At 50.0% G+C, this 25101-nt stretch carries 20 protein-coding genes; 10 read left to right on the plus strand and 10 right to left on the minus strand.

What is annotated here, in order from left to right:
- Positions 1-14: 14 nt before the first annotated feature.
- A complete protein-coding gene (gene rlmN / locus QEH59_RS01950) occupies positions 15-1127 on the minus strand; it encodes a dual-specificity RNA methyltransferase RlmN (RefSeq protein ID WP_308983679.1) in 1113 nt (370 codons plus the stop codon).
- A gap of 91 nt (positions 1128-1218) precedes the next feature.
- Here rlmN and radC point away from each other — a divergent pair, with 91 nt between their 5' ends.
- The gene (gene radC, locus QEH59_RS01955) at positions 1219-1938 is read left to right on the plus strand and encodes a RadC family protein (protein WP_308983680.1); all 720 of its coding nucleotides are present in this window, start codon (positions 1219-1221) and stop codon (positions 1936-1938) included.
- A 66-nt stretch (positions 1939-2004) separates the two neighbouring features.
- Here radC and QEH59_RS01960 read toward each other — a convergent pair whose 3' ends face one another.
- A complete protein-coding gene (locus QEH59_RS01960; RefSeq protein WP_308983681.1) occupies positions 2005-2745 on the minus strand; it encodes a class I SAM-dependent methyltransferase in 741 nt (246 codons plus the stop codon).
- A 166-nt stretch (positions 2746-2911) separates the two neighbouring features.
- On the opposite strand from QEH59_RS01960, the gene QEH59_RS01965 reads away from it, so the two are divergent.
- The 4 genes from QEH59_RS01965 to QEH59_RS01980 all read left to right on the plus strand — a co-directional run bounded on the left by QEH59_RS01965 (position 2912) and on the right by QEH59_RS01980 (position 8799).
- Positions 2912-4636 (plus strand): hypothetical protein, encoded by a 1725-nt coding sequence (locus QEH59_RS01965; protein ID WP_308983682.1) that lies wholly within the window; start codon positions 2912-2914, stop codon positions 4634-4636.
- A gap of 115 nt (positions 4637-4751) precedes the next feature.
- Positions 4752-6326 (plus strand): coiled-coil domain-containing protein, encoded by a 1575-nt coding sequence (locus QEH59_RS01970; protein ID WP_308983683.1) that lies wholly within the window; start codon positions 4752-4754, stop codon positions 6324-6326.
- Positions 6327-6486: 160 nt separating this feature from the next.
- Positions 6487-8385, plus strand: a complete 1899-nt coding sequence (locus QEH59_RS01975) for a PAS domain-containing protein (protein WP_308983684.1) — start codon at positions 6487-6489, stop codon at positions 8383-8385.
- The gene (locus QEH59_RS01980; protein WP_308983685.1) at positions 8386-8799 is read left to right on the plus strand and encodes a response regulator; all 414 of its coding nucleotides are present in this window, start codon (positions 8386-8388) and stop codon (positions 8797-8799) included.
- 42 nt (positions 8800-8841) lie between these two features.
- Here the strand turns inward: QEH59_RS01980 and QEH59_RS01985 are convergent, their stop codons facing one another.
- The 6 genes from QEH59_RS01985 to QEH59_RS02010 form a co-directional block, all read right to left on the minus strand.
- Entirely contained in the window at positions 8842-10491 is a 1650-nt protein-coding gene (locus QEH59_RS01985) for an ABC1 kinase family protein (RefSeq protein WP_308983686.1), read from the minus strand.
- 101 nt (positions 10492-10592) lie between these two features.
- Entirely contained in the window at positions 10593-10907 is a 315-nt protein-coding gene (locus QEH59_RS01990) for a phasin family protein (RefSeq protein WP_308983687.1), read from the minus strand.
- Between the two features lie 161 nt (positions 10908-11068).
- Positions 11069-12448, minus strand: a complete 1380-nt coding sequence (gene clpX, locus QEH59_RS01995) for an ATP-dependent Clp protease ATP-binding subunit ClpX (RefSeq protein WP_308983688.1) — start codon at positions 12446-12448, stop codon at positions 11069-11071.
- A 63-nt stretch (positions 12449-12511) separates the two neighbouring features.
- The gene (locus tag QEH59_RS02000; protein WP_308983689.1) at positions 12512-13108 is read right to left on the minus strand and encodes an ATP-dependent Clp protease proteolytic subunit; all 597 of its coding nucleotides are present in this window, start codon (positions 13106-13108) and stop codon (positions 12512-12514) included.
- Positions 13109-13363: 255 nt separating this feature from the next.
- Positions 13364-14704: a trigger factor gene (tig, locus tag QEH59_RS02005; protein WP_308983690.1), complete on the minus strand. Its 1341-nt coding sequence runs from the start codon at positions 14702-14704 to the stop codon at positions 13364-13366.
- A gap of 262 nt (positions 14705-14966) precedes the next feature.
- Entirely contained in the window at positions 14967-15293 is a 327-nt protein-coding gene (locus QEH59_RS02010; protein ID WP_308983691.1) for a DUF805 domain-containing protein, read from the minus strand.
- Between the two features lie 180 nt (positions 15294-15473).
- Here QEH59_RS02010 and QEH59_RS02015 point away from each other — a divergent pair, with 180 nt between their 5' ends.
- Positions 15474-16376 (plus strand): EamA family transporter, encoded by a 903-nt coding sequence (locus QEH59_RS02015; protein ID WP_308983692.1) that lies wholly within the window; start codon positions 15474-15476, stop codon positions 16374-16376.
- Between the two features lie 294 nt (positions 16377-16670).
- Here QEH59_RS02015 and queG read toward each other — a convergent pair whose 3' ends face one another.
- On the minus strand, positions 16671-17693 hold the full coding sequence (queG, locus tag QEH59_RS02020; protein WP_308983693.1) for a tRNA epoxyqueuosine(34) reductase QueG: 1023 nt from the start codon (positions 17691-17693) through the stop codon (positions 16671-16673).
- A gap of 170 nt (positions 17694-17863) precedes the next feature.
- Between queG and QEH59_RS02025 the strand changes: the two genes are divergently transcribed.
- Both QEH59_RS02025 and QEH59_RS02030 read left to right on the plus strand, forming a co-directional pair.
- Entirely contained in the window at positions 17864-21049 is a 3186-nt protein-coding gene (locus tag QEH59_RS02025) for a CHASE domain-containing protein (protein ID WP_308983694.1), read from the plus strand.
- A 49-nt stretch (positions 21050-21098) separates the two neighbouring features.
- Positions 21099-21992, plus strand: a complete 894-nt coding sequence (locus QEH59_RS02030) for an SPFH domain-containing protein (RefSeq protein ID WP_308983695.1) — start codon at positions 21099-21101, stop codon at positions 21990-21992.
- A 100-nt stretch (positions 21993-22092) separates the two neighbouring features.
- Here QEH59_RS02030 and QEH59_RS02035 read toward each other — a convergent pair whose 3' ends face one another.
- Positions 22093-22863: a helix-turn-helix transcriptional regulator gene (locus QEH59_RS02035; RefSeq protein ID WP_308983696.1), complete on the minus strand. Its 771-nt coding sequence runs from the start codon at positions 22861-22863 to the stop codon at positions 22093-22095.
- Between the two features lie 247 nt (positions 22864-23110).
- Between QEH59_RS02035 and QEH59_RS02040 the strand changes: the two genes are divergently transcribed.
- Complete coding sequence (locus QEH59_RS02040; RefSeq protein ID WP_308983697.1) at positions 23111-23881, plus strand: ThuA domain-containing protein; 771 nt, start codon at positions 23111-23113, stop codon at positions 23879-23881.
- 41 nt (positions 23882-23922) lie between these two features.
- Positions 23923-24996, plus strand: a complete 1074-nt coding sequence (locus QEH59_RS02045) for a Gfo/Idh/MocA family protein (RefSeq protein WP_308983698.1) — start codon at positions 23923-23925, stop codon at positions 24994-24996.
- Positions 24997-25101 lie beyond the last annotated feature (105 nt).

The following is a 25101-nucleotide window of genomic DNA, read 5'->3' on the forward strand; positions in this document are numbered from 1 at the left end:
GCTCCAGGCCTAACTCAAGCCCTTTCGCTGCGCTCTTTCTCAGTCTTAAGGCGTAGCTGACCACAGGCCGCCTCGATATCGTGGCCTTTCTCGCGACGGATCGTGCAGGAAACTTTCGCCTTACGCAGCGCCTCCACAAAGGCGTCCTGGCGGGGCACACTGGGGCGTTTCCACGGCAAGCCTTCCACTGTATTATAAGGAATGCAATTCACGTGAGCGTGAAGCTCGCGGGCAATTTTAGCCAATTCACGCGCCTGCTCCATGCTATCGTTGACGCCCTCGATGAGAATAAACTCAAGCGTCAACATACGGCCATGACGCTGTTGAAAGGCCTTGGCCGCAGGGATCAATTCCTCCAGCGGGTACTTTTTATTGACCGGCATAATCTGCTGCCGCACCTCATTCGTGGCCCCATGCAGCGAGATCGCGAGCCGCACTGCGATCCCCTCTTCAGCTAGCTTCAAAATCTGCGGCGCCAGCCCAGAAGTGGACACCGTGATACGGCGCGCCCCAAAATTCAGGCCCCAGTCCGCATTCAAAATACGGATGGTGCGCACCAGCGTATCGTAATTCGAGAGAGGCTCGCCCATGCCCATGAACACGATATTATCAAAGGAGGCAATCTCCTCACGAGCGCGATCCGTATGTGCGTCCTCGCGACGGCAGATATGCATCAATTGCGAAACCACCTCCGCAGCCATCAGATTGCGACGAAAGCCCGCCAAGCCGGAGGCACAAAATTTACAACCATACGCACAGCCCACCTGGATCGACACACAGACTGTCTTGCGCGAATTTTCCTGCCCCACTCCCGTCTGCGGCGCGCGAATCAAGACCGTTTCAATCAAGGACTTGTCTTCCAGCTCCAGCAACAGCTTCTGGGTCACATCATTGGAGCGCTTATCGATCACAGGCGCCGTCGGATACAAGATGAACGTGTCATCCAACCAAGCACGAAAATCCTTGGGCAGATTCGTCATCGCATCCCAGGAATCGACGCGCTTTTTATAAAGCCACTCCATGACTTGCTTGGCACGAAAGCCCTTATAGCCCGCCGCTTCAATCTGCGTTTTCAGGCTTTCGAGAGTTTCGCCAAAGAGGCTCGGTTTTTGAGGTGTAAATCGCACGCAGGGGAACTTGCACGGTTTATTCAGAAATTCCACTGCAAATTTCGTGTTGCAAAAATCAGATAGTGCTCTAGCGTTCACATATAAGATCATGAGTGTCATTTATTCAAGCAATCGCCGTATCAAAGACATGCTGGCGAGCGAGCGTCCGCAAGAGCGCTTGGAAAAGCTTGGAGTGGAAGCGCTCAGCGACCGCGAATTACTAGCGATGATCCTACGCAGCGGCCCTCCTGGTGTGGATGTGGTGAGCATGTCTGAAGAACTGCTCCACAAGGCTGGCAGCCTCACGCATCTACTGCGCTGGGCTGCCAAGGATTTTCAGCAGATACGGGGCATCGGCAAAGTGAAGGCACTGCAGCTGATCTCCGTGATGCAATTCGCCAAGCGCATCTTAACCGAAGACATGGGCAACGAGGTCATCTTCGACAGCTCGGCCATGGTTGCCCGCCATTTTCGTCCATTAGTCGCGGGCGAAGAAATCGAACGCTTTTGGGTGCTCTGCCTCGACCGCAAGAACCGCCTAATCAAGCGTGAAGAAGTGACCAAAGGGACGGCTACGAATTGCCTGGCGCACCCGCGTGAAGTCTTTCGCGAGGCCATCAAGCAAGGCGCCACAGCCATCATCGCCGTGCACAACCACCCCAGCGGCGATCCAGCCCCCAGCCGCGCCGACATACAAGTCACACGCCAACTGCGCGAATCCGCCAAAGTCATCGGCATCGACCTGCACGACCACGTCATCGTCGGGCACAAAGCCCACGACCCGCAGGGTCTCGGCTACTACAGTTTCAACGAAGCCGGCCTCATCTAGCCTCCGCCCTCAAGTCCCCGCCCTCGAGTCCCCGCCCTAAAGTCCTCCGCCCTCACGCCTCAAGTTTCAGCCCTGCGGCTTCTGCACCACCCAAAAGCGGCAATCATCAGAAAAGGCTTCCACCTGCGCAGACTCTTGGCCCAGTTCGCTGCGCATGACAGAAGCTTCGACACGGAAGCCCACTTTTGCCAGCAGCGCCTGCATCTCGGCCACGGTCGGCACATGCATAAAGTGCGCCCCATGATCGGTCGCCTCAGTGCGATCGCCAAAGTCATCCAACTCCGCCTTTTCTGTGCCGTACTCCCAGCGCAGGCTTTCAGCCTCCCAGAAGTCGCGATGCGCCGAACGCTCACGATCATGCGAAGTAAAAACAAACCAAGCGCCCGGACGAATCACCCGCAAAATTTCCCGCAAGGCCTGTTCCCGCTGCGCGAGCTGCGGGATCTGCATCAAACCGTTAAAACCAAAAATCGCGCCATCAAACAGATTATCCTCGAACTCTAACTGCGTGGCATCGCACACCCGGCAGTGCATCGCATACTCCAGACGCTTAGCCAACTCGCGCGCCTGCGTCACCATACTGCGCGAATAATCCGTAGCCAACACATTCCGGTAGCCCAGCTCATACAAACCAAGCGTAATACGCCCCGCGCCACAGCCCAATTCTAGCAGCGAATCCTGCGGCGAAAAGACACGCGTGAAAATTTTCTCCTCCGACGCCCAAAGCCCCAGATCGGCCGCAGCTTGCGCGTAGTAGTCCACGACACCCTCCGAATCAAAATATGCTTTTACCTGTTGTACGTCCATCTCACAGAGTCAATATCTAGCAGCGACACAGGCAAATCGAAATCAAGAGAGATTCCACCCCGATCGACACGCCTCTCGAACCGCAGCCTAATATTTACAGGCGCACAAAAACTTTGTAGGGTTGCCAGCGGAACGAAAGCACCCATTTTCGTGACTCACTTGACTCATGTTGGCTCTAATTAAGACAAGCACCCTGCTAGTCATCGCGCTCCTATTCGCGACGGCGGCCCTGCTCATTCCCTCGCACCTACGCTCGATCGACCTCGTAGTGATCGAATCCAATGCCCAAAATGGTCGTGCGGTCCGAGCGGTGCTCGACGAAACCATCAGCTCTGCACACACGGGTTCGACCCTGCGCATTCTAAATGCCACTCAAGTGTCCCCTACAGTTGCACAAGCTTACCAAGCGCAAATCCAAGCATTAGTAGAACAATACCCAAGCCTACGTGCCAGTGGTGGCCCGGACCGCAGCTTCGAAGACTTTTTAGCCCTAATACAGTTCGCACCCAGCACTGAAATCGAACCTTTAGCGCTACTGCCACAATTACTACCTCGCAGCGAGCGTGCCTCCCTCAGCAATATGCTAAAAGAATCAAGCAATGCCAACGTCGCGGCCCTGCTTGATGCTCGCGACCTACCTGGTCTAATTCGTCTGCATCCCGCCAGTCACGCAGCCGGCGCGCCTTACGACGCGGGCATTCTAACTCTCAGCCTATTAATCGAGGGCGGACACTTCAGTCCAACACTCGCACAACAGATCGGGCAAACAGCTGCACAAGCCAAACTGGGCACACCGACCGCGGTGCACGCACTGGAAGATTTTGCCATCGCCACCCTCTCACTCGGGCGCCAACTCGACCATCGCTCATTAGCCGACTTGGCTAGTATCACAGGCAGTCTGGCTGATTGGGGGCGGATGGGCACTCTCTTTAGGGCACAACCAGACCGAATCGATGCTCTATACGCCGCACTACGATTTGCGGGCAATCCAGATTCTCTCTACAACTACCTCGCAAAGAACCCTGAAACTGGCAACAACGACCTCGACACAGCTCTAAAAAATGGCCCTGCCGCGACGCAACAACTACTGGCGGAAGCACTGCCTATATTTCGCCCGACACAACTACTGAATCAACTATTGGAACTGACCTCAAGCTACCGCCCACAGAGTGTGATCGAACTGAGTCAAACCAATCGAACCGCAGCACTCACAGTCAAAGCCAGCCTATTCATGAGTGCCGGCCTGGCCTTTGCGCTCGCAATGGGAGCTGCGTGGCGTGCCAGCTTGAGTGAAATCAAAGCAGTTGAGCGTAGTACGCCCTCGATAATCGCTCGCAATGTGTTCACAAGCCTGATCGTCGCACTCACTCTATGGGCCTGCTTCGAACCTGGGATACTCAAATCCAAAAACACTGAAAGCGAAACCGACTCTGCACCACGCATTGAATTTGTCGTCGCCGACACACTTAACTCTCTAAAATCACCTGTAAAAGCCATGCAAGAACTCAATCAAGTCACCCTACTCGTACTCGCGCTCTTCTTTATCGCGCAATTAATCATCTACTGCTTCTGCCTGATTAAGCTAAAAGAAATAGCCAAACAAAAACTCAGCGCCTCACTTAAAATCAAATTGCTTGAGAACGAAGAAAACCTCTTCGACTTCGGTCTCTATGTCGGTCTGGGCGGCACCGTACTTTCACTCATTCTTGTCGCCGTGGGTATTGTCGAAGCCAGCCTGATGGCTGCCTATGCCTCGACTCTTTTCGGCATCCTCTTTGTTGCGATTCTAAAAGTGCTCAATTTACGTCCTTACCGTCGTCATCTGATCATTCAAGCCAACTCAGAAACTGCAGATGCCAATGGTGCATTGATGAAGAACATTGAGCTGTAATCACTTCGACCACAGAGGTCACTCACAAGAGTTCAACACATTCACATACACGATTTCACAAGATCCTGAGCTCCAGCCGGACTCCTTCCATTGATTTGCTAACTTTTCTTAATTTATGAACAAAACACTCATGCTCGTCATATGCGACTTCTTGCTTCTGAGCATGCTCGCCTTGGCACGTTTCGATCCACCCGAAGAAAAACCGGAAGTAGGCCTCGACGTCACAGCCGCCTCTGCCACTGCGGAAGCCGAGCTTATCTCGCTCTTGGAAGAATCGCTGCAGTCGGAGCTCAATTCACGCCAGAATCTGACTGAAGACCTGACCGAGACTCGTGAATCCTTACAGGAAAAAGCACGCTTACTTGCAGAACGCGAAGCCGCGCTCGCCGCCACCCAATCCAATCTGGATGCAACCACTGCCAAGGCACAGGAACTCGAGCAAACGAAAGCCGAGATCGAAGCCGCACAAGCAGCCCTAAGCGCGGAAAAAGCACGTCTGGAAGCCGAACGTAGCGAACTCGCTCAACGTTTCGACAGCACCCGCACCCAACTCGAAGCCGCCAAAACAGAACAAGTCTCGCTCGTGTCCACTCTGGGACAGTTAAAAGAAGAAAGCTCCGTTGCCAAAGAAAAGCTCAGCAAGACGGAAGAAGAGCTCATCGCCCGTGAAATCATGCTGGCCGAACGCGAAGCCGCACTCAAAGCTGCGGAAGAAGAAAAAGCGACACTAGCAGCCGAACGTGAGAAGCTGAATCGCCAACTCGAAGTCGCTCAAGCAGAACGCCGCTTACTAGAACAGAACCTAACTGCGGAACAGGCCGAAAAACTGCAATTACAACGAGAGAAAGAACAAGCCTTCGCTCGTGCCGACCGCCTAACCGAAAACGTCTCTCAACTAGGTGCTGGAATGAGTCAACTCGGCCAGGGCGTCTCCACCCTCACTCAGGCCTCTGAAGCGATTAAAAAAGAAATTGAAGCCGCTCGCCCACAAACCATGAGTGAAATTTTTACTCGTTTTCAGAACAATCGTGCCAACCTACGTTTCACGGCAACCGAAGCCGGCCTATTTGGAGCAGAGAATGTACGTACCTACGAGAGCAAGAGTATTCTTATAACCGACTCCAATGGGGCCAATTACCTCGTCACTCACAGCGCGAACTCACCGTTCGCCTTCAATAAGAATGCCAATAATCTACTCGCAGCCAGCCTAGAAGTAACGCTAGGCAATCGCCGTTTTCCTGTCAGTCAAATCGGCTTTCTCAGCACCGATCCTCGCATACTCTTCATCCCCTTACCGCAGTCGCTCGTCGATAATTCTGGACTAGAAACCTTCCCCCTGGCCCTCCAACCAGAGCGCTGGGAGGAAGCCGTTTTAGTTAAAAACGATGAAAGTAACTTCGGCCGCACAGGCTTTCGGCGTTTGACCGAAAGCGAACGCTTTCTCAAAATGGATCGACCGGCACTGGGACAATTATTCGCTGATTTTGCATCAACGCGCGGCGATCTCGCCTTTACCAAAAATAGTCAATTCATTGGCATTCTGACCGATTCGGAACACGCCGTCGTTATCGACGACTTTCTCGCCAGCGGCATCACTCAACTCGGCAACCAATTCAACACCAGCCAAAATGCCGCGACTATGGAGCGACTGCGCGATCGTGTTCAGCAACTGCCCGAAAAAATTCGCTAACATCAGCGACCTGTCATTTACTGGTGAATAATCTGTAAATGACACTTGTTCTATTCGCTAAAAAACGTAATATATTTATGTTCTGCCCCACCCACAACATCACCTCCCGGGCTTCCCCCGAAAGCTGATACTTCTCAGCCCCGACCAATCTGAGGAGGCGGTGCTACGTGCACATTTGGAGCGTGATAATGCAGATCGCTACGATTTACTCCAGATACAGAGCTTAGAGGAGCTACGCTGCTTGAATCTCTCCAAGGTTTGCAATGTCATTCTACTCGACATGCGTGCAACCAGGGAGCACTCCTTGGCTATCATTCGTTATGTCTCCAAATTGCAAGTCAACGTCGCGCTAATTGCGCTGTGTCACAATCATGAGCAACTGCAGCACTACAAAGATGTAATTCAACATTTGGATGACTACATTCTAGCCGAACATTTAGTCGACGGAGAACTCCCCATCCGTATCACCCACGCAATTCGTCGGCGACATAAAGAGCAGGCTCTCTTACAAGAAAAAGCCCGCTTACAATCATTACTGGACGCGATTCCCGACGCCATTTTTTTTAAGGATCGAAACAGTCGCTTTACCAAGGTCAATCGACGTATGGAGACAATCTATGGCCAATGCTATGAAAGTATTATCGGCAAAACTGACTTCGACCTCTTCGCAAAAGAGCACGCTCAAGAAGCCTTCAACGACGAGCAAGAAATTCTGCGTACTGGTGAGCCTTTAATCGGTAAATTAGAAAAAGAAACCTTTGAAGATGGTCATTTCAACTGGGTCAACACCACCAAAGTCGCCCTGCGGGATGAACAACAGAGCATCATCGGCACGATGGGCATCTCACGGGACATTACTGAGCTAAAAAAAGCACAGGATACTCTAGCCCAAGAACGCAGCATGCTCAAAACAATTATCGAACATGCACTAGCTGGCATCTTCGTTAAAGACCTGGCGGGGCACTACCTAGTTGTCAACAGGCGCCACGCCAAGTATTTAGGTGCACAGTCGGAGGTCGAGGTGATCGGTAAAACGCTGTATGACTTTTTCGAACAGCAAGAAGCCAAACGTATTTCCTCTATGGACGCTCAAATAATGGCGAGCGAACATGGAATTGAAAACATGGTCGATTATCGCCAGCGCACAGACGGCACAGAGCTCTGGTTGCTGACCAATAAGGTTCCCTTACGTGACGACTCAGGTCACTGCATCGGCTTAGTCGGCATTTCTCTGGATATTACCCAACAAAAATTAGCCGAGCGCAAATTAAAGACGACCATTCAAACCTTGGAAGCGACGAAGCTACAATTGATTGAAGCGGAAAAACTAAAAACTGTTGGCCGTTTAGCTGCTGGCGTCGCGCATGAGGTCAAAAATCCTCTCAGCGTGGTTAGTTTAGGAGCCGAATATCTCGAGCATCAAATCGATGGCCCCGAAGAGATGCTACAAATTATTCGCGACATGCGAGCGGCGGTGCAAAAAGCCAATCAGGTAATTTTTGAACTGCTCGATTACTCCTCTCCTCACAAAATAGATATGGAGCCCGCCAATATCAACGAGATCATACTTCGGGTGTTAGGATTAATGCGTCACAACTTCAACGAGGCCTGTATTAAAGTTCAAGAAGTCCTCAGCGATGAAATTGAGCCGGTGCGCTTGGATGCCTCCAAAATGGAGCAAGTGTTTATCAACCTCTTTCTCAATGCGATATCTGTCATGCAAAAAGGTGGCGAGCTCACCATTCGCACAAATTCCATGCAGGTAAAGAGCGCTGGTTCCAATGTATCGAGCGCAATGACTGAACTCTTTCGTATTGGCGACCGGGTGGTCGTCATTGAAGTATTGGACACCGGTCAAGGACTCAACAAGGACGCGCTAAGTAAGGCCTTTGAACCCTTCTATTCAACCAAAGCGACAAACGAAGGCACCGGGCTCGGCCTTTCAGTCACCCGCAGCATAATTGAAATGCACCATGGCATGATAACTCTGCAAAACCGCAAAGAAAAACCAGGCGCCTGCGTACGCATCGTACTCCCCGCCGCAACCGATAATGACTAGATGATTAAATTACGTAAAAACCCCACCGCCAAAGATGCCAGACGTGTCTTGGTCATCGACGATGAGCCTTCCTTTACCCGCATGGTTAAGCTCAATCTAGAAGACACAGGCAACTACATCGTCGAAACACTCAACGAGAGTCGCAAAGCGCTCATAACTGCCAAGACTTTTGAGCCAGAGATTATATTACTTGATGTTGTCATGCCTGAAGCTGACGGTGGCGATGTGGCCCTACAGCTACGCAGTCGCCAAGCGACCCAGCACATCCCGATCATTTTTGTCTCCGCCATGGTCTCGCAAAAAGAATCCAAAAAGGGCTTCTATCAAAGTGGCGGTGAGCACTTTCTCGCTAAGCCCATTGATAAAGACACCCTCTGCGGAGCGATAGAAACGGTACTCTCCACCGCGCATTAATCCGGGCACCACACTTACGAAAGCTGAAGCACAAGCAATCGTCTAATGGTGCTTTCGTAAGGTAGAAATTACAATATAAATGCCCAACAATCCAGAAACCAAAAAGCCAACAATTCCGATGGCAGGATAGCCCCACAGTAAAGGTGTCACGCCCGTAGTGATCACTAAGGAAGATCCCATCAATAAGGATCCGATAATAATACCCACTGTCAAACGATTCATCGAGGCAGTAATAGTCTCTTCGATATTCTCCGTTCCAGTATGATGAAAATTAATCTGCAGTTTTTCGTCTTCGACCTTTTGCAGAATGCGCTGCATATTTTCCGGAATGCGTTGCATGCTGCGAAACATATTGAGCATAGGAAATAAAGTCTGACGCTGAATACTGGAAAAGCTCCATCGCTCCTTGTTAAGTTTGACTAGATAAGGTCGCGCTACTTTCTGAATATCAAAATTCGGGTCCAACAGGCGAGCCGTCTCTTCCACACAAAGAATTGATTTAGACAGCAAGGCATAATCAGCCGGCACTTCAATACCGTTACGACCAAGTAGATAGAGCATTTCTAAACCAACAGTCCCCATTTTAGTACCAGTAGGACCGAATTTACGGTGCTTATTGAGCAGGAAGGTAATCTCTTTTTCCAAACGACGACGATCAATACGTCGATTATCAATCGACATAGCCTCGGCGACTCGAATCACTTTATCAGCATCACGCTCAGTAATCGCTCCAAATAAATCCGCCAGATAAAAACGCATCTGCATGGTAATCTGCCCGGCTTGCCCCCAATCAATAAAGCATATTTTATGGTCTGCGGTAATTAACATATTCCCGGGATGGGGGTCAGCATGAAAAAATCCAGTCCCCACAATCTGGTGAAAAATAGACTCACCGCCTAAGCGTGCCACTCGTTCCGCGGTTTCCGTCGCAAGCGTAATTTGATCCGGCGCAAAGCCATCCACCCACTCTGTAACCAAAAGTCGACGCGAAGTCAGTTCACGGTAAACCTTTGGCGCAAAGACATGGGGTTGCTCCGTATTCAGAGCAATGAAAATTTCGGCGTTATCAGCCTCGTTCCGATAATCGAGTTCCTCCTCCAGTCGTTTTTCGGCCTCACGAATTAATGAGGGAAAATTATAGGGGCGCAGTTCTTCAATGCGTGCATGTACTTGCTTCGCAAACCAGCCAATAATCTCCATATCTGCCGAAATCGTCTTATGTATTTCAGCACGTTGTATTTTAACCGCAACCTCGGCACCTGTCGAAATAAGCTTCGCACGATATACCTGTCCCAAAGAACCCGCCGCAATGGGATGCGGATCAAACTCCGCAAAGACATCTTCCAGCTCACAACTCAGTTCCCGCAATGCAACCGGCTTGATCTTCTCGAAAGGTTGCGTCTCAACATCACTACGTAATTTCTTGAACTCCATCACCAATGGCTCAGGGAGTCGATCGGGCCGCGTGCTGAGGATTTGTCCAAACTTAACAAAAATGGGGCCCAGCTCTTCACAGGCGTTGCGCATACGCTCGTATGCAGAAAGATGGGTAACTTTTTTACGTACTAAGTTTTTAAGCAGGAACTGGGGCGTATCCAGCTGCAGCAATAAATCTTCAAAACCCCAACGCACGAGAATCGCCACAATTTCGGGCGCCCGCACTGCATTCGCTAAATAGTTAAAGGGTTTCATATATTAGGTAAAAGATCCTGCCGGAGCTTCGCGAGTGAAGTCCGCTAGCACGACACGGCCTCACAGGTGAAGGCCCTATAAAAAAGTCGCGCGAGGCAACCTCAGTCCCCATTCGGAAACTCTTTGTGCAGCTTTCCTTCGAGTGCAGTCACACGGGCAGCAAGCGCATCGTATTGATCCTTCGTCACCACGTTGGCCCGGTGCAGCATCTCATTAAACAATTTGCTGGCCTCAACCTTTGCTTTTTCAGTTTCCTGACGTCCTTCTGAAACGATTTTATCCGACATCGCGGAGGCCTCGTCTTTAGTTAACTTTCCTTTTTCTACCAACTCATCAAGTGATTCCAGAACTTTATCCTTCGTCACGACGGCCACGCCAATACCAGCCAACATAGTTTTCTTTACGAGATCGATCATAGTACAGAAAATACCTCAGTCTTCGTAAAAACACAAGAGCGCAAAGTGAAGTTAATGCACTTCGAATATTTCCGAAGAGGACAGGCCTAGCACAGATTCATCCCAATGCCCCAAGTCGGGGATCAGCTGAGGATCATCAGCACCTGAGAGCAAGAAAGAGCTCAAGCTGCGTCCGCGGGGGAGTCCCCGGAATCTAGTTTGGAACGGTCCTTCACTTTTTCTTTCTCCGCCTTCCCATTCGCATCTCCTTTACCTAAGTGTAACTTAGGCTTGCTACGACCTTCGACTACGCCGCGATTGATCACAACCTTCTCGACGTTTTCCGTTTGCGGCAACTCATACATGACATCCAGCATGATACGCTCCATTATAGAACGCAGCGCTCGGGCACCCGTCTTAAGCTCGATCGCCTTTTCTGCAATTGCAGCGACAGCGTCACGCGTAAAGTGCAAATCCGCACCTTCCATTGAAAAAAGCTTACGATATTGCTTCACCAAAGAGTTCTTGGTGTTTTGCAAAATGTGTTCCAAATCAGAGCGGGAAAGCTCATCCAGTACAGCAACCATGGGCAGACGACCGATGAACTCGGGAATCATACCAAAATGCACAAGATCTTCCGGCTGCGTCTCACGCAGTAATTCACTAACAGGCACCTCATTCTGATGACGATTACGCTCCGTATCAAATCCCATTGCTTTCGAACCAACCCGATTCTGCACGATCTTATCCAGGCCAACAAATGCCCCACCACAGATAAACAAAATGTTGGAAGTATCGAGTTGAATATACTCCTGGTTGGGATGTTTGCGCCCCCCTTGTGGCGGGACATTACAAACTGTGCCTTCCAGAATTTTAAGCAGCGCTTGCTGCACCCCCTCACCGGAAACATCGCGGGTGATCGAGACGTTGTCCGTCTTACGCCCAATTTTGTCGATTTCATCCACATATATGATGCCACATTCTGCCTTTTTAACATCATACTCGGCAGACTGAAGCAGACGCAGAACGATATTCTCAACATCTTCCCCGACATAACCAGCCTCAGTTAAAGTCGTGGCATCAGCGATGGCAAAAGGCACGTCCAACATTTTAGCCATTGTGCGAGCGAGCAGTGTCTTACCACTTCCAGTCGGTCCCAACAGCAAAATATTACTCTTCTCAATCTGAACGTCATCGTATTCACCGTCCAGCTCCTCGAAACCACTCGCCTGCTCAATACGCGACTCAGAACGCAATCGCTTATAATGATTATATACGGCCACCGCTAAGGCTCGTTTCGCATAGTCCTGACTAATAATATGCTCATCCAGCGCAGCGGTAATCTGAGCGGGTTTGAGTAGATTAAAGTGTCCACTGGATGCTGTCGCCTCTGTCTTAGGCGTCTCATTCGCTTCCGACAACTCGCGATCGATAATGGTTTTACACACTGAGACACACGAGTCGCAGATGTGCACACCAGCAGGACCGGCGATCATTTTGCGAACTTCGTTTTGTGCTTTTCCGCAAAAGGAGCAGAAAGTCATTCGTGTGGACTTAGCCATAATCTATATAAAAATTGAAAGTGTAAAGGGAAGCGGGCAAAGAGGCCCCGGAAACGGCACCGATTACCCGATGGGCTTGGCCTCGATAACCTTATCGACAATGCCGTAGGCCAAAGCGTCTTCTGCTGTCAGATAAAAATCACGATCGGAATCAGCCGCGATTTCTTCAGCCGTTTTGTTGGTGTGGCTGGCAATTAAATCATTCATGCGTGAACGCCAGCGCAAGATTTCACGCGCAGCAATGGAAATATCAGAAGTCTGGCCAGTCGCACCACCGGTAGGCTGGTGCATCATCACGCGGCTATTCGGTAGCGCATAACGCTTCCCTTTAGTTCCTGCAGCCAACAACAAAGTCGCCATACTTGCAGCCTGCCCCACGCAATATGTGACGGTGTCACACTGGAGAAAGTTCATCGTATCGTAAATAGCCATGCCATCCGTCACGCTGCCCCCTGGCGAGTTAATGTAGAGGCTGATATCCTTTTTAGGATCTTCCATCTGTAGGAAGAGCATTTGCGCAATCACAGCATTGGCAACAAAGTCGTTAATTGGCGTGCCGATAAAGATAATGCGATCCCGCAATAAACGGCTGTAGATATCCCAGGCACGCTCAGTGCGCCCCTCGCGTTCATAGACAGTTGGAAGTGGTACGTAGCTCACAGTGTAATTAGTTGGTTTCTGAATAAATTGATAAGAAGGCACTTACCCTATAGGCCAAGTGTCGAATATCAAATGCTTTTGAAGTTTCTGCAGTGTCGCAGATAATTGAAAGACTGATTTCCGTCAATTAAGCAAGTGCAGCACTCAGACGATGCTGCACTCACAATAATTGACAAGCGCTATCGAAACATAGGGCACACGACACGCTCAAGTGCACCATAAGTCCGTGTCTTCCAGGAACCGACGCAGGAAGCACTAGGCGTCTGCGGCATCCGCCCCCACAGGTACAGCGACGACTTCACGCTCGGCCTTCTCTGCCAGCAGATCCATGGTTTTCCCTAAAATGATATCACGACGCATTTGATTGATCCGATTCTGATCTTTCTGCAGTTCTTTGACCAATTTTTCTGGATTTTGTCCCGACTGCTGCGCTTCCATCATAATCATACGGCTGAAATCTTCGTTCTCGACCTTGATCTTTTCCTTCTCGGCGATCTTCGTCAGAATCAGGCGTGATTTGAGACGATCATGTGCCGCCTTACGTGCACCTTCATGCAAGGAGTCCTTATGCTTTTCAAATTCTTCTGCCGAGACTCCCTGCTGCATGTTACGCTGCATAAAATCTCGCAACACCGCTTCCGTCTCTCCTTCTACGCCACTCTCAGGAACTGGAAAATCAACAGCCTTGAGCAACTCCTCAGTGATCTGCTGGCGTTCAGAAGTTGCATTCTGTTGTTTCTTCTGGTTCTCAATATTCTCAGCGATCTTAGTGCGTAATTCCGCCTCATCAGCAACTTGAAGGCTATCAAAGAAGGCTTGATCCATCTCGGGCATAACTTTCTCACGCACTTCCTTAGCCTCAATACTGTAAACTGCAGTCTTTCCCGCCAAGGCCTCAGGCTGAAAATCTTCCGGAAATTCCATAGTGACTTCCTTAGTATCGCCCGCTTTCATGCCAATGAGCCCGTCGACAACGGCGCGCACTCCAGGTGCATCCTCAGAACCAGCTTCTTCCCACGTCACCTTTTGGGTTCCGAACATGGGTGAATCAGGTACCAAATCAGCAACGAGCTCGTCACCTATTTTACCCTCATAGCCGCACTGTACATAATCCCCTTTTTCCGCGGCCTTCTCGGCAACATTGAACTCAGCACGTTGGCTAAGAATCTGATCCAACATCTTAGTCACTTCCTCCTCAGTGGCTTCAGTCGGTGTGTTAGTGACCTTGAGACCTTCATAGGCTGGAACTTCAAATTCTGGAATGACGTCTACGGTGAAAGTCACTACAGCATCTTGTCCAGCGGCAATCTCACCTTCATCCAGTTCGACGATTGTAAAGACTTCGAAATCAGCCCCCGCAACACCCGATTGATGGGCTTGAGAAATCACTCGCTGCTTAAGTTCTTGTTTTAGATCTTTTGCGAATCGCGTGCGTACCATGCTCTCTGGCGCTTTGCCGGGGCGAAAGCCGGGAATCTTAGCTTGACGCTGGTAGTCCTTAATAAGTTTCGCTTCTTGCGCAGCCACTTCTTCAGAAGTGACTGTGACTGCGATAGTTTTGCGAGTTGCGTTGATTTCTTGAACGTCGGTTTTCACGGTGTGTATGTGTGTTGAATTAGGTCGGCGAGAAAGAACGCCGCACAGGAAAAAGCGGGTGAATAAAGGGTATAGCTATTTTACGGTCAATGCCTATATTTACGCGAAATGGCAGCAATCGCATTTAATCAGCGAGAACCTGCCGATCGTCGTCTCTGTATTAAAAAAATCTTCGCTCTAGGGCCTAAATAAAATTCAAGCCCAAACAATAGATAGCGGCTCCATCAGAAGAGTGCATCCAATCTAGACGCACTCAATACGCTTAGTTAGACTTCGAAGGCGCGACAGCGGCGTAAAGCAGCACCAGCAAATTTGCACCGGGAACCAACATGAAAAGCGTCCAATAAGCTGGCCGCCCCATATCACGCAGGCGCTTGAGGAGCTGCATCAACCCCACCATCGAGCAGATCAGGGCAATCACAATACCAAAAAATGCGCCCAAAGGGCTGTAATTTCCATGATGCCAATGGTTGAAATAATCAATCGCCACTTTAGTCACCCCAAGGGTCAACAGAACCAGCAACACAATGCGAAGAGTGAAAACGAATCGGCCGATACGGCCTTCAGAGCTAATAAAAGTATCTTTCATAATAAAAAGTAGCAGAAGTAATCAGCCGATATTTACGATTCAAACTAGGATCGCAATAAAAACCGACCTCGCATTGCGCAACGAAGCATTTTGATCGTATAAGAATGCGCTCAACCGTTAATTACCTTTATCCTCGTGAAATAACATGACGCAAACAAGCGGCTTAACACCACACCATCGATGTCTTGGATCGCACTCAGTATCTGTTCCGCCCTTCTACTTGGTCTCTATGATCTGGCCAAAAAGCACGCCCTGCGTGACAATGCAGTCTTACCGGTGCTTTTTTTCGGAATTCTGACAAGCGGGGTTACCTGGTTACCGTTCGTGCTATGGTCGCACCTAGCACCTCAAAGCTTCCCATCAACACAGTTTCTAGTCACTCCTCTGCAAGCGCACGAACACGTACTGCTCTTTTTAAAGTCCGCTCTGGTCGCAGGTTCGTGGATATTCGGATATTTCGCACTCAAAAACTTACCGCTCTCCATCGCTGGGCCGATCCGCGCAACAGGTCCCCTCTGGACGATTCTGCTGGCAGTCTTTCTCATGAGCGAAAGCCCGAGCCCTTGGCAGTGGGTCGGCATCATCATCGTGCTAGCCGCTTTCTACGCATTTTCCTTTGTTGGAAAACTAGAGGGCATCTACTTTTCCCGCGATAAATGGATCGGTTTCATGCTCGCGGCAACCCTCATTGGTGCTTGTAGCGCGATTTACGACAAATTCCTACTGCAAAGCGCACTCATCGGACCCGCCACCGTACAAGCGTGGTTCTCGTTGTATCTAGTCGTGGTCATGGCACCATTCTACCTACTCTGGTTACGTGGGGCATGGCCACGCGGGCACTTCGAATGGCGCTGGTCTATCCCAATGATCGGCCTGCTGCTGCTCTCAGCCGACTTCCTCTACTTCACTGCCATCGCACAAGAAGACGCACTCATTGCGGTCATTTCCCCCATCCGTCGCGGCGCGGTGGTCGTTACCTTCCTTGGTGGCATATTCCTGCACAAAGAAGTCAATTTTAAACCTAAAGCGATCTGCATTCTCTTCCTATTACTCGGCATCGTGTTGATGAAAATGGGCAGCTAGCCGTCGACGGCTCGAGCCCCCAACCATTCCTAATCGACGCATTCAGAAGCTGACATGTTTAAGCTCTCCTCAATAACAGATTCTGCTACAATTGGGGATTCCTTTGCGTCCCCAGGTGCCACGATTGTAAGGTTTTGCCCCGCGCCGCCCAACACGGCCGGCACCACGAATAGAAGTAAAAGTGAACCGCCCACCAAAAATGCTCCCACAATATATAAATGTCCTCGATTCATCTCTAAAATAAGCCTCTAACCCTTCCTAGATGATGAAACAAGTTTATATTCCCCTCACCACCTAATTTCGATCAGTGATTTGACGAATTGCCCAACTGGCATGCTCAGCCAGCATCGGATCAGCATCCAGCACGACCTTCTCAAGCGCCACTAGATCCGCCGCGACGCCAACATTCCCCAGGACCACGCATATATTGCGCTTAAAACGGTGCAATTTAAGACGCCGCAGTGGCGACCCCTGCATCCGTTCGGAAAAGGTCGCCTGATCCCAGAGTAGCATTTCGCCTAAGCTTGGTAACTCGCGTATGGCAAATTTTGGCTCTACAGTCGGCACCGCCCATTTATTCCAAGGGCACACATCCAAACACTCGTCACAGCCATAGAGTCGATCGCCAATGGCCGAGCGATATTCAACAGGGATCGCACCGTCGTGCTCAATTGTCAGATAAGAAATACACTTAGTCGCATCAAGTTGATACGGCGCGGTGATCGCCTGCGTCGGGCAGGCATCAAGACAACGCGTACAGTTACCACAGCGGTCTTTCTGCTGCGTACTCGTGGGCAAGTCCAATGTCGTCACGATATTCGCCAAAAAATTCCAAGTGCCTCGCTTCGGTTCAATGAGAATCGTGCTTTTGCCCTGCCATCCCAATCCCGCAGACTCCGCGATGGGTTTTTCCAAAAGAGGGCCAGTATCCACGTAAGGGCGCTGTTCACCACCATAGTCCTCGCGTAAAATACGACAAAGTCGCTTCAGACGGCGCAGCATAAAATTATGATAGTCATCACCCAGTGCGTATTTAGCGACGCGATAACCTCGTTCCGGATCCGGCTGATAGTAATTGAGTGCTAAAGAGATGATAGACTTAGCTTCACGCTCGGGGATCAGTCGCTCTGGGTACATACGCCGATCATTATTGCGCTCCATCCAGGCCATCGTGCCATGCTTGCCTTCGGCAATCCATTGTGCATAATATTCGTAACGCAGCTGAAGCGGCACCGCCGACACACCGATGGAATGAAAGCCTAAGGCTTCTGCCTCAGCCTGAAGTCGCGTTAATATAGTCTGATTCGGATGCACCACAATTCGCAATATGCGCGCGCGAACTTGATAGTCCAGTCATCTGCAGTAGAAATATTGATTCAATAAAATAATCAAAACTTATATAATTTGCCTCGGCTCAGGCGCCATTAATAGTTCATTCTGAAAACCTAGCTAATTCCCAAAACTCGAATCCGTAAGAAAAAGTCACCGTGATCGGACGCATCCCCTCATCGCCGCCGCTAGCCGAGAAAATTCAGGCACACCCAATCTTACTGAACCTGCTGACGACACTAATCTACGGGGCAATGGCAGCGGTCGGGTTCTGCTTAACCAAAATCGAAGGCAACATTTCCCCGATATGGCCAGCAAGCGGATTCGCGGTAGCGACGATCTACATGGGCGGCTACCGCCTATTGCCTGGAATTTTATTCGGAGCTTTTATCGCAAACTCGCTTAACGATGTCAGTGCATTCAGCGCATTGATTATCTCAATTAGCAATTGCTGCGAGGCCTTAATCGCAGGCTGGCTCCTAAACCGTGCACGTTCTCTCGGCTCACAATTGGGCCAGTACACCACCCCGACCTGGATCTTAGCGTCTGCACTCATTGCCCCCATCATCACTGCTACAATCGGTAGCTTCAGCATCCTCTACTTAAATACAAATGCGGAAGCACTTCCATTCTGGCAGGTCACACTCACTTGGTTTGCCGGTGATGCGATAGGCATCCTGATTATCACTCCTGCCATTCTATCATTCAAATGGCCCTCATTCACTAAGGATTGGTGCCTTAAACTGCTCAGCCTGTGTATTCTCACAGCACTCGTTTATGCCCTGATATTCTTCTACCAATATGGTAATCCTTTCCTATTTTTGGTCTTCTTTCTTTTAATTCCGGCCTGCCGCTGGTTTGGGCCCGCAGGCTGCGCTTATAGTACCCTCTGCTTCGTAGTATTTGTTTCAATCGCAATTGCCACAAAGACAATCACCGCCATCTCGACAGCTTCCTACTATGAGCTCCTCGCTCTCGATATTATTCTACTCGCCCTCTCAGTCACCTCATTAACCATCGCCTCATTCTATAAAAAAGGGCACTTCCGCGCGCCAACTCTGATGCTCACGATCGGCTGGCTCATCAGTGGACTTATCTATTATACTCTGGAAAGTGCCTCCACCAAAATAGATCAGAAAAATTTTGTCGAACTAGTCAATGATATAGAATTCGCCGTAACAGATCGCCTTCAAACCTATGTCGATGCCCTAATCGCCGCGGCAGGCATCTATATCAACTCCGAAGAACTCCGCCCCGAAGAATGGCACACCTACGTAGAGCATCTCAATCTAGTCAAACGCTACCCAGGCATAAACGGCTTAGGCTTTATCCAGCCTCTTAATAAAGCAGAGCTCGCCGATTTTGTCGCTCATAAACGAGCAAGCGGACTCCCGGATTTTGAAATTAAAGAAGTACCAGGAGTGGAACGCCCACCGGTCGATGCGATGGGCTATGAGCACTACATCATAACCTATATTGAGCCTTATAAAGCCAACAGTAAGGCGCTAGGGCTCGACGTCGCCTCAGAAATCAATCGACAAACCGCAGGGCAGCGCGCACGCGACACTGGCCTGCCCACGATGACTGAACGCATCACATTAGTACAGGATGGAATGGAGCGCCCCGGGTTTCTCATTTTTTTCCCGATGTATCGCTCCGGAGCTCCCACAGAAACCATCAGTCAGCGGCGGGCAGCTTTCATCGGATGGAGCTACGCCCCCTTCATCACTGAAGTCTTTCTAAATGGCGTACTCGGCAATCGAGAGAACCAAATCCATTTCGAAATATACGACAGCATCACCATCAGTCCCAGCACCTTTGTTTATAGCACCACAGGTCAGACTCAACATTCCAACTCATCCGATTTTGCCAATATCAGCTCACTAGATCTCTGCAAACAAACATTCACTTTCGGTTGGAACCCGGGAGATGCATTTCAAAAACAGGAAACCACTTCCGCAACCATCGCTGCAGCCAGTTTGTCACTGGGGTCCTGCCTATTAGTTGTGATCGTCGTCAACTTGCAATCCACCAATCGCCGGGCACAACGCATCGTCGAAGAACGCACACTTGAGCTGAGTGCGATTAATGAGAAACTACAACGTGAAGTTAGCGACCGGGAAAAAGCAGAACTGGAAGCGAGAGAGGCCCACAAGGCAGCCAATGAAGCGAATTTAGCGAAAAGCGAATTCCTCGCAACGATGAGTCATGAAATCCGAACTCCAATGAACAGCGTGATCGGCTTCGCCGAACTACTCTGCGGCAGTGAGCTGAAAACGGAACAACGTCTATGGGCCACCTATATACAGTCATCTGGCAATTCACTACTCAGCCTAATCAACGACATCCTTGATTTCTCCAAAATCGAAGCCGGCAAACTCGAACTCGAGGCCATTCCATTTTCAATCAGCGACTGTTTGAATGAAGTCGTGTGCAGCCTGGAACCCATCGCCGCCCAAAAAGGATTGCTCATCAACTTGGAAACCAGCGCAGCATTGCCCGAAAAAGTCATCGGGGATCCGATCCGCCTGAAGCAAGTGGTCACCAACTTAGTTGGCAACTCCATCAAGTTTACCGCCAAAGGCAGTATCGTCGTTACAGCAACATGGACAGGGAGTCCTCAAAATGGAGTTGCAGAAATTTTCGTACGCGACAGTGGTATCGGCATTCCCAAAGAGAAAATCGGCCACCTGTTCGAACGCTTTTCACAAGTCGATAGCTCTACGACACGACAATACGGAGGTACTGGACTTGGTCTGGCGATCTGCAAACGTATCGTCAATTTAATGAACGGCCAAATTCAGGTCGAGAACACGAATGAGAAAGGCACGACAATCAAGTTCAATATACCATTCACCGCGGCCAAAGCAATCGAACTCAAAAAGAATGAGCTACGCAAAGCCACGCAACAGTCACAAAATCACGCAAGTAACAAACTCCAAGTACTGGTCGTCGACGATAACGCAGTAAATCGCAAACTAGCCGAAACAGTCATACGTCGTCTCGGCCACGAAGTGGATACCGCCAACGATGGCATCGACGCAATCGAACATGTGACTAAGCGTTTTTACGATATCGCCTTCCTCGACTGTCAGATGCCCAAACTAGACGGTTTCGACGCCACTCGTCGCATCCGGCAATTGGAAGCCCAGGGCCAAGTCCCAGGCAGTCATCCAGATAAAAAGCTTCCTATCATCGCACTCACAGCAAACGCATCCGAAAAAGACCGCATCGCCTGCATTGAATGCGGGATGGATTCTTACATCTGCAAGCCAGCGAGAATTAAAGACTTTGAGAGCGCATTCAAACAACTCGCAGACAGCCAACGCACAGCCTCAACATAACTGGCTTTAAAGAGTGACAAGCGCATACGAGTAAACAAGCCTGCGCAATATGAATAAACAAGCTATCACTGCCACCGTCTTTGTCATTTTGCTCGCAATCATTGCGATCGCGGGCAGTCGTTTTTTTGTCAGCGTGCCTGCTGGCCATGTTGCCGTGGCCAGCCTATTCGGCGATGTTCGCGACGAACCCTACACCGAAGGACTTCACATTCCCGTAAATCCTCTCTACGAATTTACTTTTTATGATGTTCGTGAAAAAGAACTGAAAGAAACCGCCGGCGTGCCCAGCCAAGACCAGCTCACAACCACAGTTGATGTGAGCATAAAGTTCCGCATCAACGGAGTCGATGCCCCACGCATGCTGCAAGAAACCGGCACTTTCGAAGATGCCGTCCGCGTTCAAATACAACCCAAATTACGTTCTGTCGTTCGGGAACAAGGCAAGAGCATCGTCCGCGCCGAAGATTTCTTTCTGCAGGAAACTCAAGAACGCTTACAGGCTGACATTTTCTCTAGCATGAGCGAATACTTGGAACCACGCGGAATCACCTGTCTCGACATTCTAATTCGCGACATCAATCTACCTCCATTCATCACTCGCGCCATTGAAAAAAAGAAGGAACGCGAACAAGAAGTGGAACAACAAAAAGCCGAATTGGAGCGCTTCCGGACCGAACAACAGCAAATCATCGCCGAAGCGCAAGCCAACCGCGAGGCTGCCGAACTTGAAGCCGAACAACGTAAAGTGCTGGCCGATGCGCAGGCTTACGAAATTACAAAACTCAATGAGGCAATCTCCCAAAATCCCGCCTACGTACAGCTACAAGCCCTCGAAGCACTGAAAGCAATTTCCAAAGACGCCTCCAGCAAAATTTACTTTCTAAATGGCGATTCTCCAGCCCCACTCCCGTTGATGAATATGGGAGATCCGCTTACCAAATAATTGATTCTAGGCGCTAAGCCAAGCGGATGCCTACAGGAAAACACCGCAAAACAGACGGCGGGATGCACGCGCCTTACATTAAGCCTAATCGAAGCCATGTTCAACGAACTGCATGCGCTAGATTAACTCGGTAGCCCCGCGGCGTCAGTCCCGTATAACGCTTAAAAATCCGAATAAAGTACGAAGGTTCATTAAAACCAGCTGCCCATGCGACTTCAGCGACATTATGGGTCGTTTCAGTTAGTAAATTTTTAGCCAACGAGATTCGCTCTTGAGCAATCCACGCCATCAATTTCATCCCCACTGTTTGATGAAACTTACGTGACAAGTGATCGGGTGTACATGCCAAGGCACTCGCAATCTCCCTCACACTCAAATTTGACTCGTGCAAATGAATACGCACATACTTGCGCGCCTCAATCACTAGCGGAGGTTCCAGATCTTGAACCCCATTTGACTGACGACCAAGCTCATGTAAAACGCCGATCAAAAAGGCATCCAACAACACACGAATAAACTGAGAACGATCTCGTTCAGGCAAGCTGCGATGCTCCGCGAGGTCATCCAAATAACGCATCCATTCAATCGACCTGGCACACTTTTCCCATAACACAGAAGGATGGCTCAAAATACGACGCGCGCTATCAGCGCTCCCCTCTAATATGAATGTCTGCCCAACTACTAAAACCCCATAAGCAGTCTCTAAATCAATCGGCGTCTCCGCATGAGGTAATCCTCTCGGTATCACACACATATCTCCAGTATTTAATCGAAAACTCGCTCCTGGACAGACAAAATCGGTCGCGCCCCCAATCTGAATAAAGAACTCCGGACTAGGATGAAAAATAGCATTTTCGTGGCGCGTGTGCAATTGACAGCGCTCTGGTAAATGTACCTGGACTTGCCCTTCTCGCAAACGCGTCAAATGCCGTCGCACTCGGCGCGAAAACATCTCTTTAACTTTAATTTCCGAGCAATCCACAATGCGGGTTTTGTACTATATTTCACGGATCTGTGCGATTCTTTAATCTCGGATCGTATCATTTTAACACTGTAATTTAAACCCAAGCCACGGGATTGGCACAATCAATAATGAATACATACTAATCTTACCTTAAATGAATAAGAAAATTAGAATCACCGTCTGGAACGAATTTCGGCACGAAAAATCAAACCCTCGAGTCACCGAAATCTATCCCGAAGGCATGCATACCACCATTGCAAATTTCCTGAGCAAAGAGGTCGATTATGAAGTCCGCACCGCCACCCTAGATGAACCGGAACATGGCCTCGGCGGCGATGTATTAGCCCACACAGATGTCCTCATTTGGTGGGGCCACATGGCGCACGGCGATGTCTCAGATACCATAGTGGCTAAAGTGAAAACGCGCGTACTTGAAGGGATGGGCTTGATCGCACTTCATTCCGCCCACTACGCAAAGATCTTCAAAGCACTACTCGGCACTACCTGCTCCTTAAAATGGCGTGAATCCACTGACAAAGAGCGTCTCTGGAACACAATGCCCGCTCACCCCATTCTGCAAGGCATCGGCGACTATTTTGAAATTCCACAAGAAGAAATGTATGGCGAACCCTTCGGCATTCCCACCCCCCAGGAACAACTATTGATTTCTTGGTTTACAGGCGGCGAAGTCTTTCGCAGCGGAGCGACTTGGACACGTGGCAACGGCAAAATCTTCTACTTCCGTCCCGGACACGAGACCTACCCCACGTATCATCAAGCCGAGGTGCAGAAGATTATAACCAACGCAGTGCGCTGGGCCGAGCCCACCGTCTGCATACCCGACGCCTGTCCCAACAGCCCCGCACTCGAACCACTCCCCGAAGATCCCGCAGCAGCCGACCGTCCCACCTTAGGGTACAAATAAAATCAAAGTGCGGCAACGCCGAATTCAAACCCATAAACACGATGCCCCCGATAAAAAGAAAAACGTCCCCCATACGCGTCGCCATCATTGGCACCGGCGGAATGGCTATTTTTCATGCACGAAAGTTCAAACAAACACGTGGCTGCAGACTCACCGCCTGTGTAGACACTGATCCCACGCGCCTAGCATCCTTTGCCGCCGAACACAGTATTAGCGAGGCCTACACCTCCACCACCGAACTACTCGCGAACGCAAAAATTGACGCGGTGGCAATCGTCACGCCCGACCCCTATCACAAAGCAATCGCGCTGGAGTGTCTCACGGCCGGCAAGCACGTTCTTTGCGAGAAACCACTAGCTCTCAATTATCCAGATGCCAAAGCCATGGCCGATGCCGCGGACAAGGCGGACGTCATAAACATGGTACACTTCACATATCGCAACTGGGCTCCACTGCAAAAAATAACTGACATCGTACAGGCAGGTGAGATAGGTGAAGTGCGCCACCTAGAGGCGAGCTACCACCAGTCTTGGTTGGTCAGTAAGCAATGGGGTGAATGGAGAACCAGTCCTAACTGGCTGTGGCGCCTTTCCACAGATCATGGGAGTAAGGGCGTACTTGGTGATGTAGGCGTCCACATTCTAGATTTTGCCACATATCCAGCGGGAAAGATCAAAGAAGTTTATTGCCATTTAAAAACATTTAAGAAAGCCCCCCGCAATCGCATCGGCCGCTATAAACTCGACGCGAACGATACCGCAGTGATGACTGTCGAATTTGCCAATGGTGCAATCGGTAGTATCCAAACAACTCGTTGGATGACAGGGCACCTCAATCGCCTCTTTCTCAAAATTTCAGGGACGCAGGGCAGTGTCAGCTTCGACTCGGAACTCAGCGATCATGCGTATAAAATTTGCAAAGGCGCCGACATCGAGACCGACACGTGGAAAATAGTCGAAACTAAAGCCACTCCCGACATTCAGCAACGCTTCATAAAAAGCATTCGTACGGGCTTGCAGGATCAACCTGACTTTCGCCGTGGCGCTGAAATCCAAAAACTCCTCGATGCCAGCTTCAAGTCCAGCGAACAGAAAAAACCGATACGGGTACGATAAATCCGCAGCGTGAAGTAACTGAATACACATTATTTCGTTCCGGCCCCGAATCCGGAATGCCAAGCAGATGCTTGACAGAACTATGCTCGCGCTGAATGCTGCGGG

It is taken from the genome of Thalassobacterium sedimentorum, from assembly GCF_031127905.1.
In the GTDB taxonomy this organism is placed as follows: domain Bacteria; phylum Verrucomicrobiota; class Verrucomicrobiia; order Opitutales; family Coraliomargaritaceae; genus Thalassobacterium; species Thalassobacterium sedimentorum.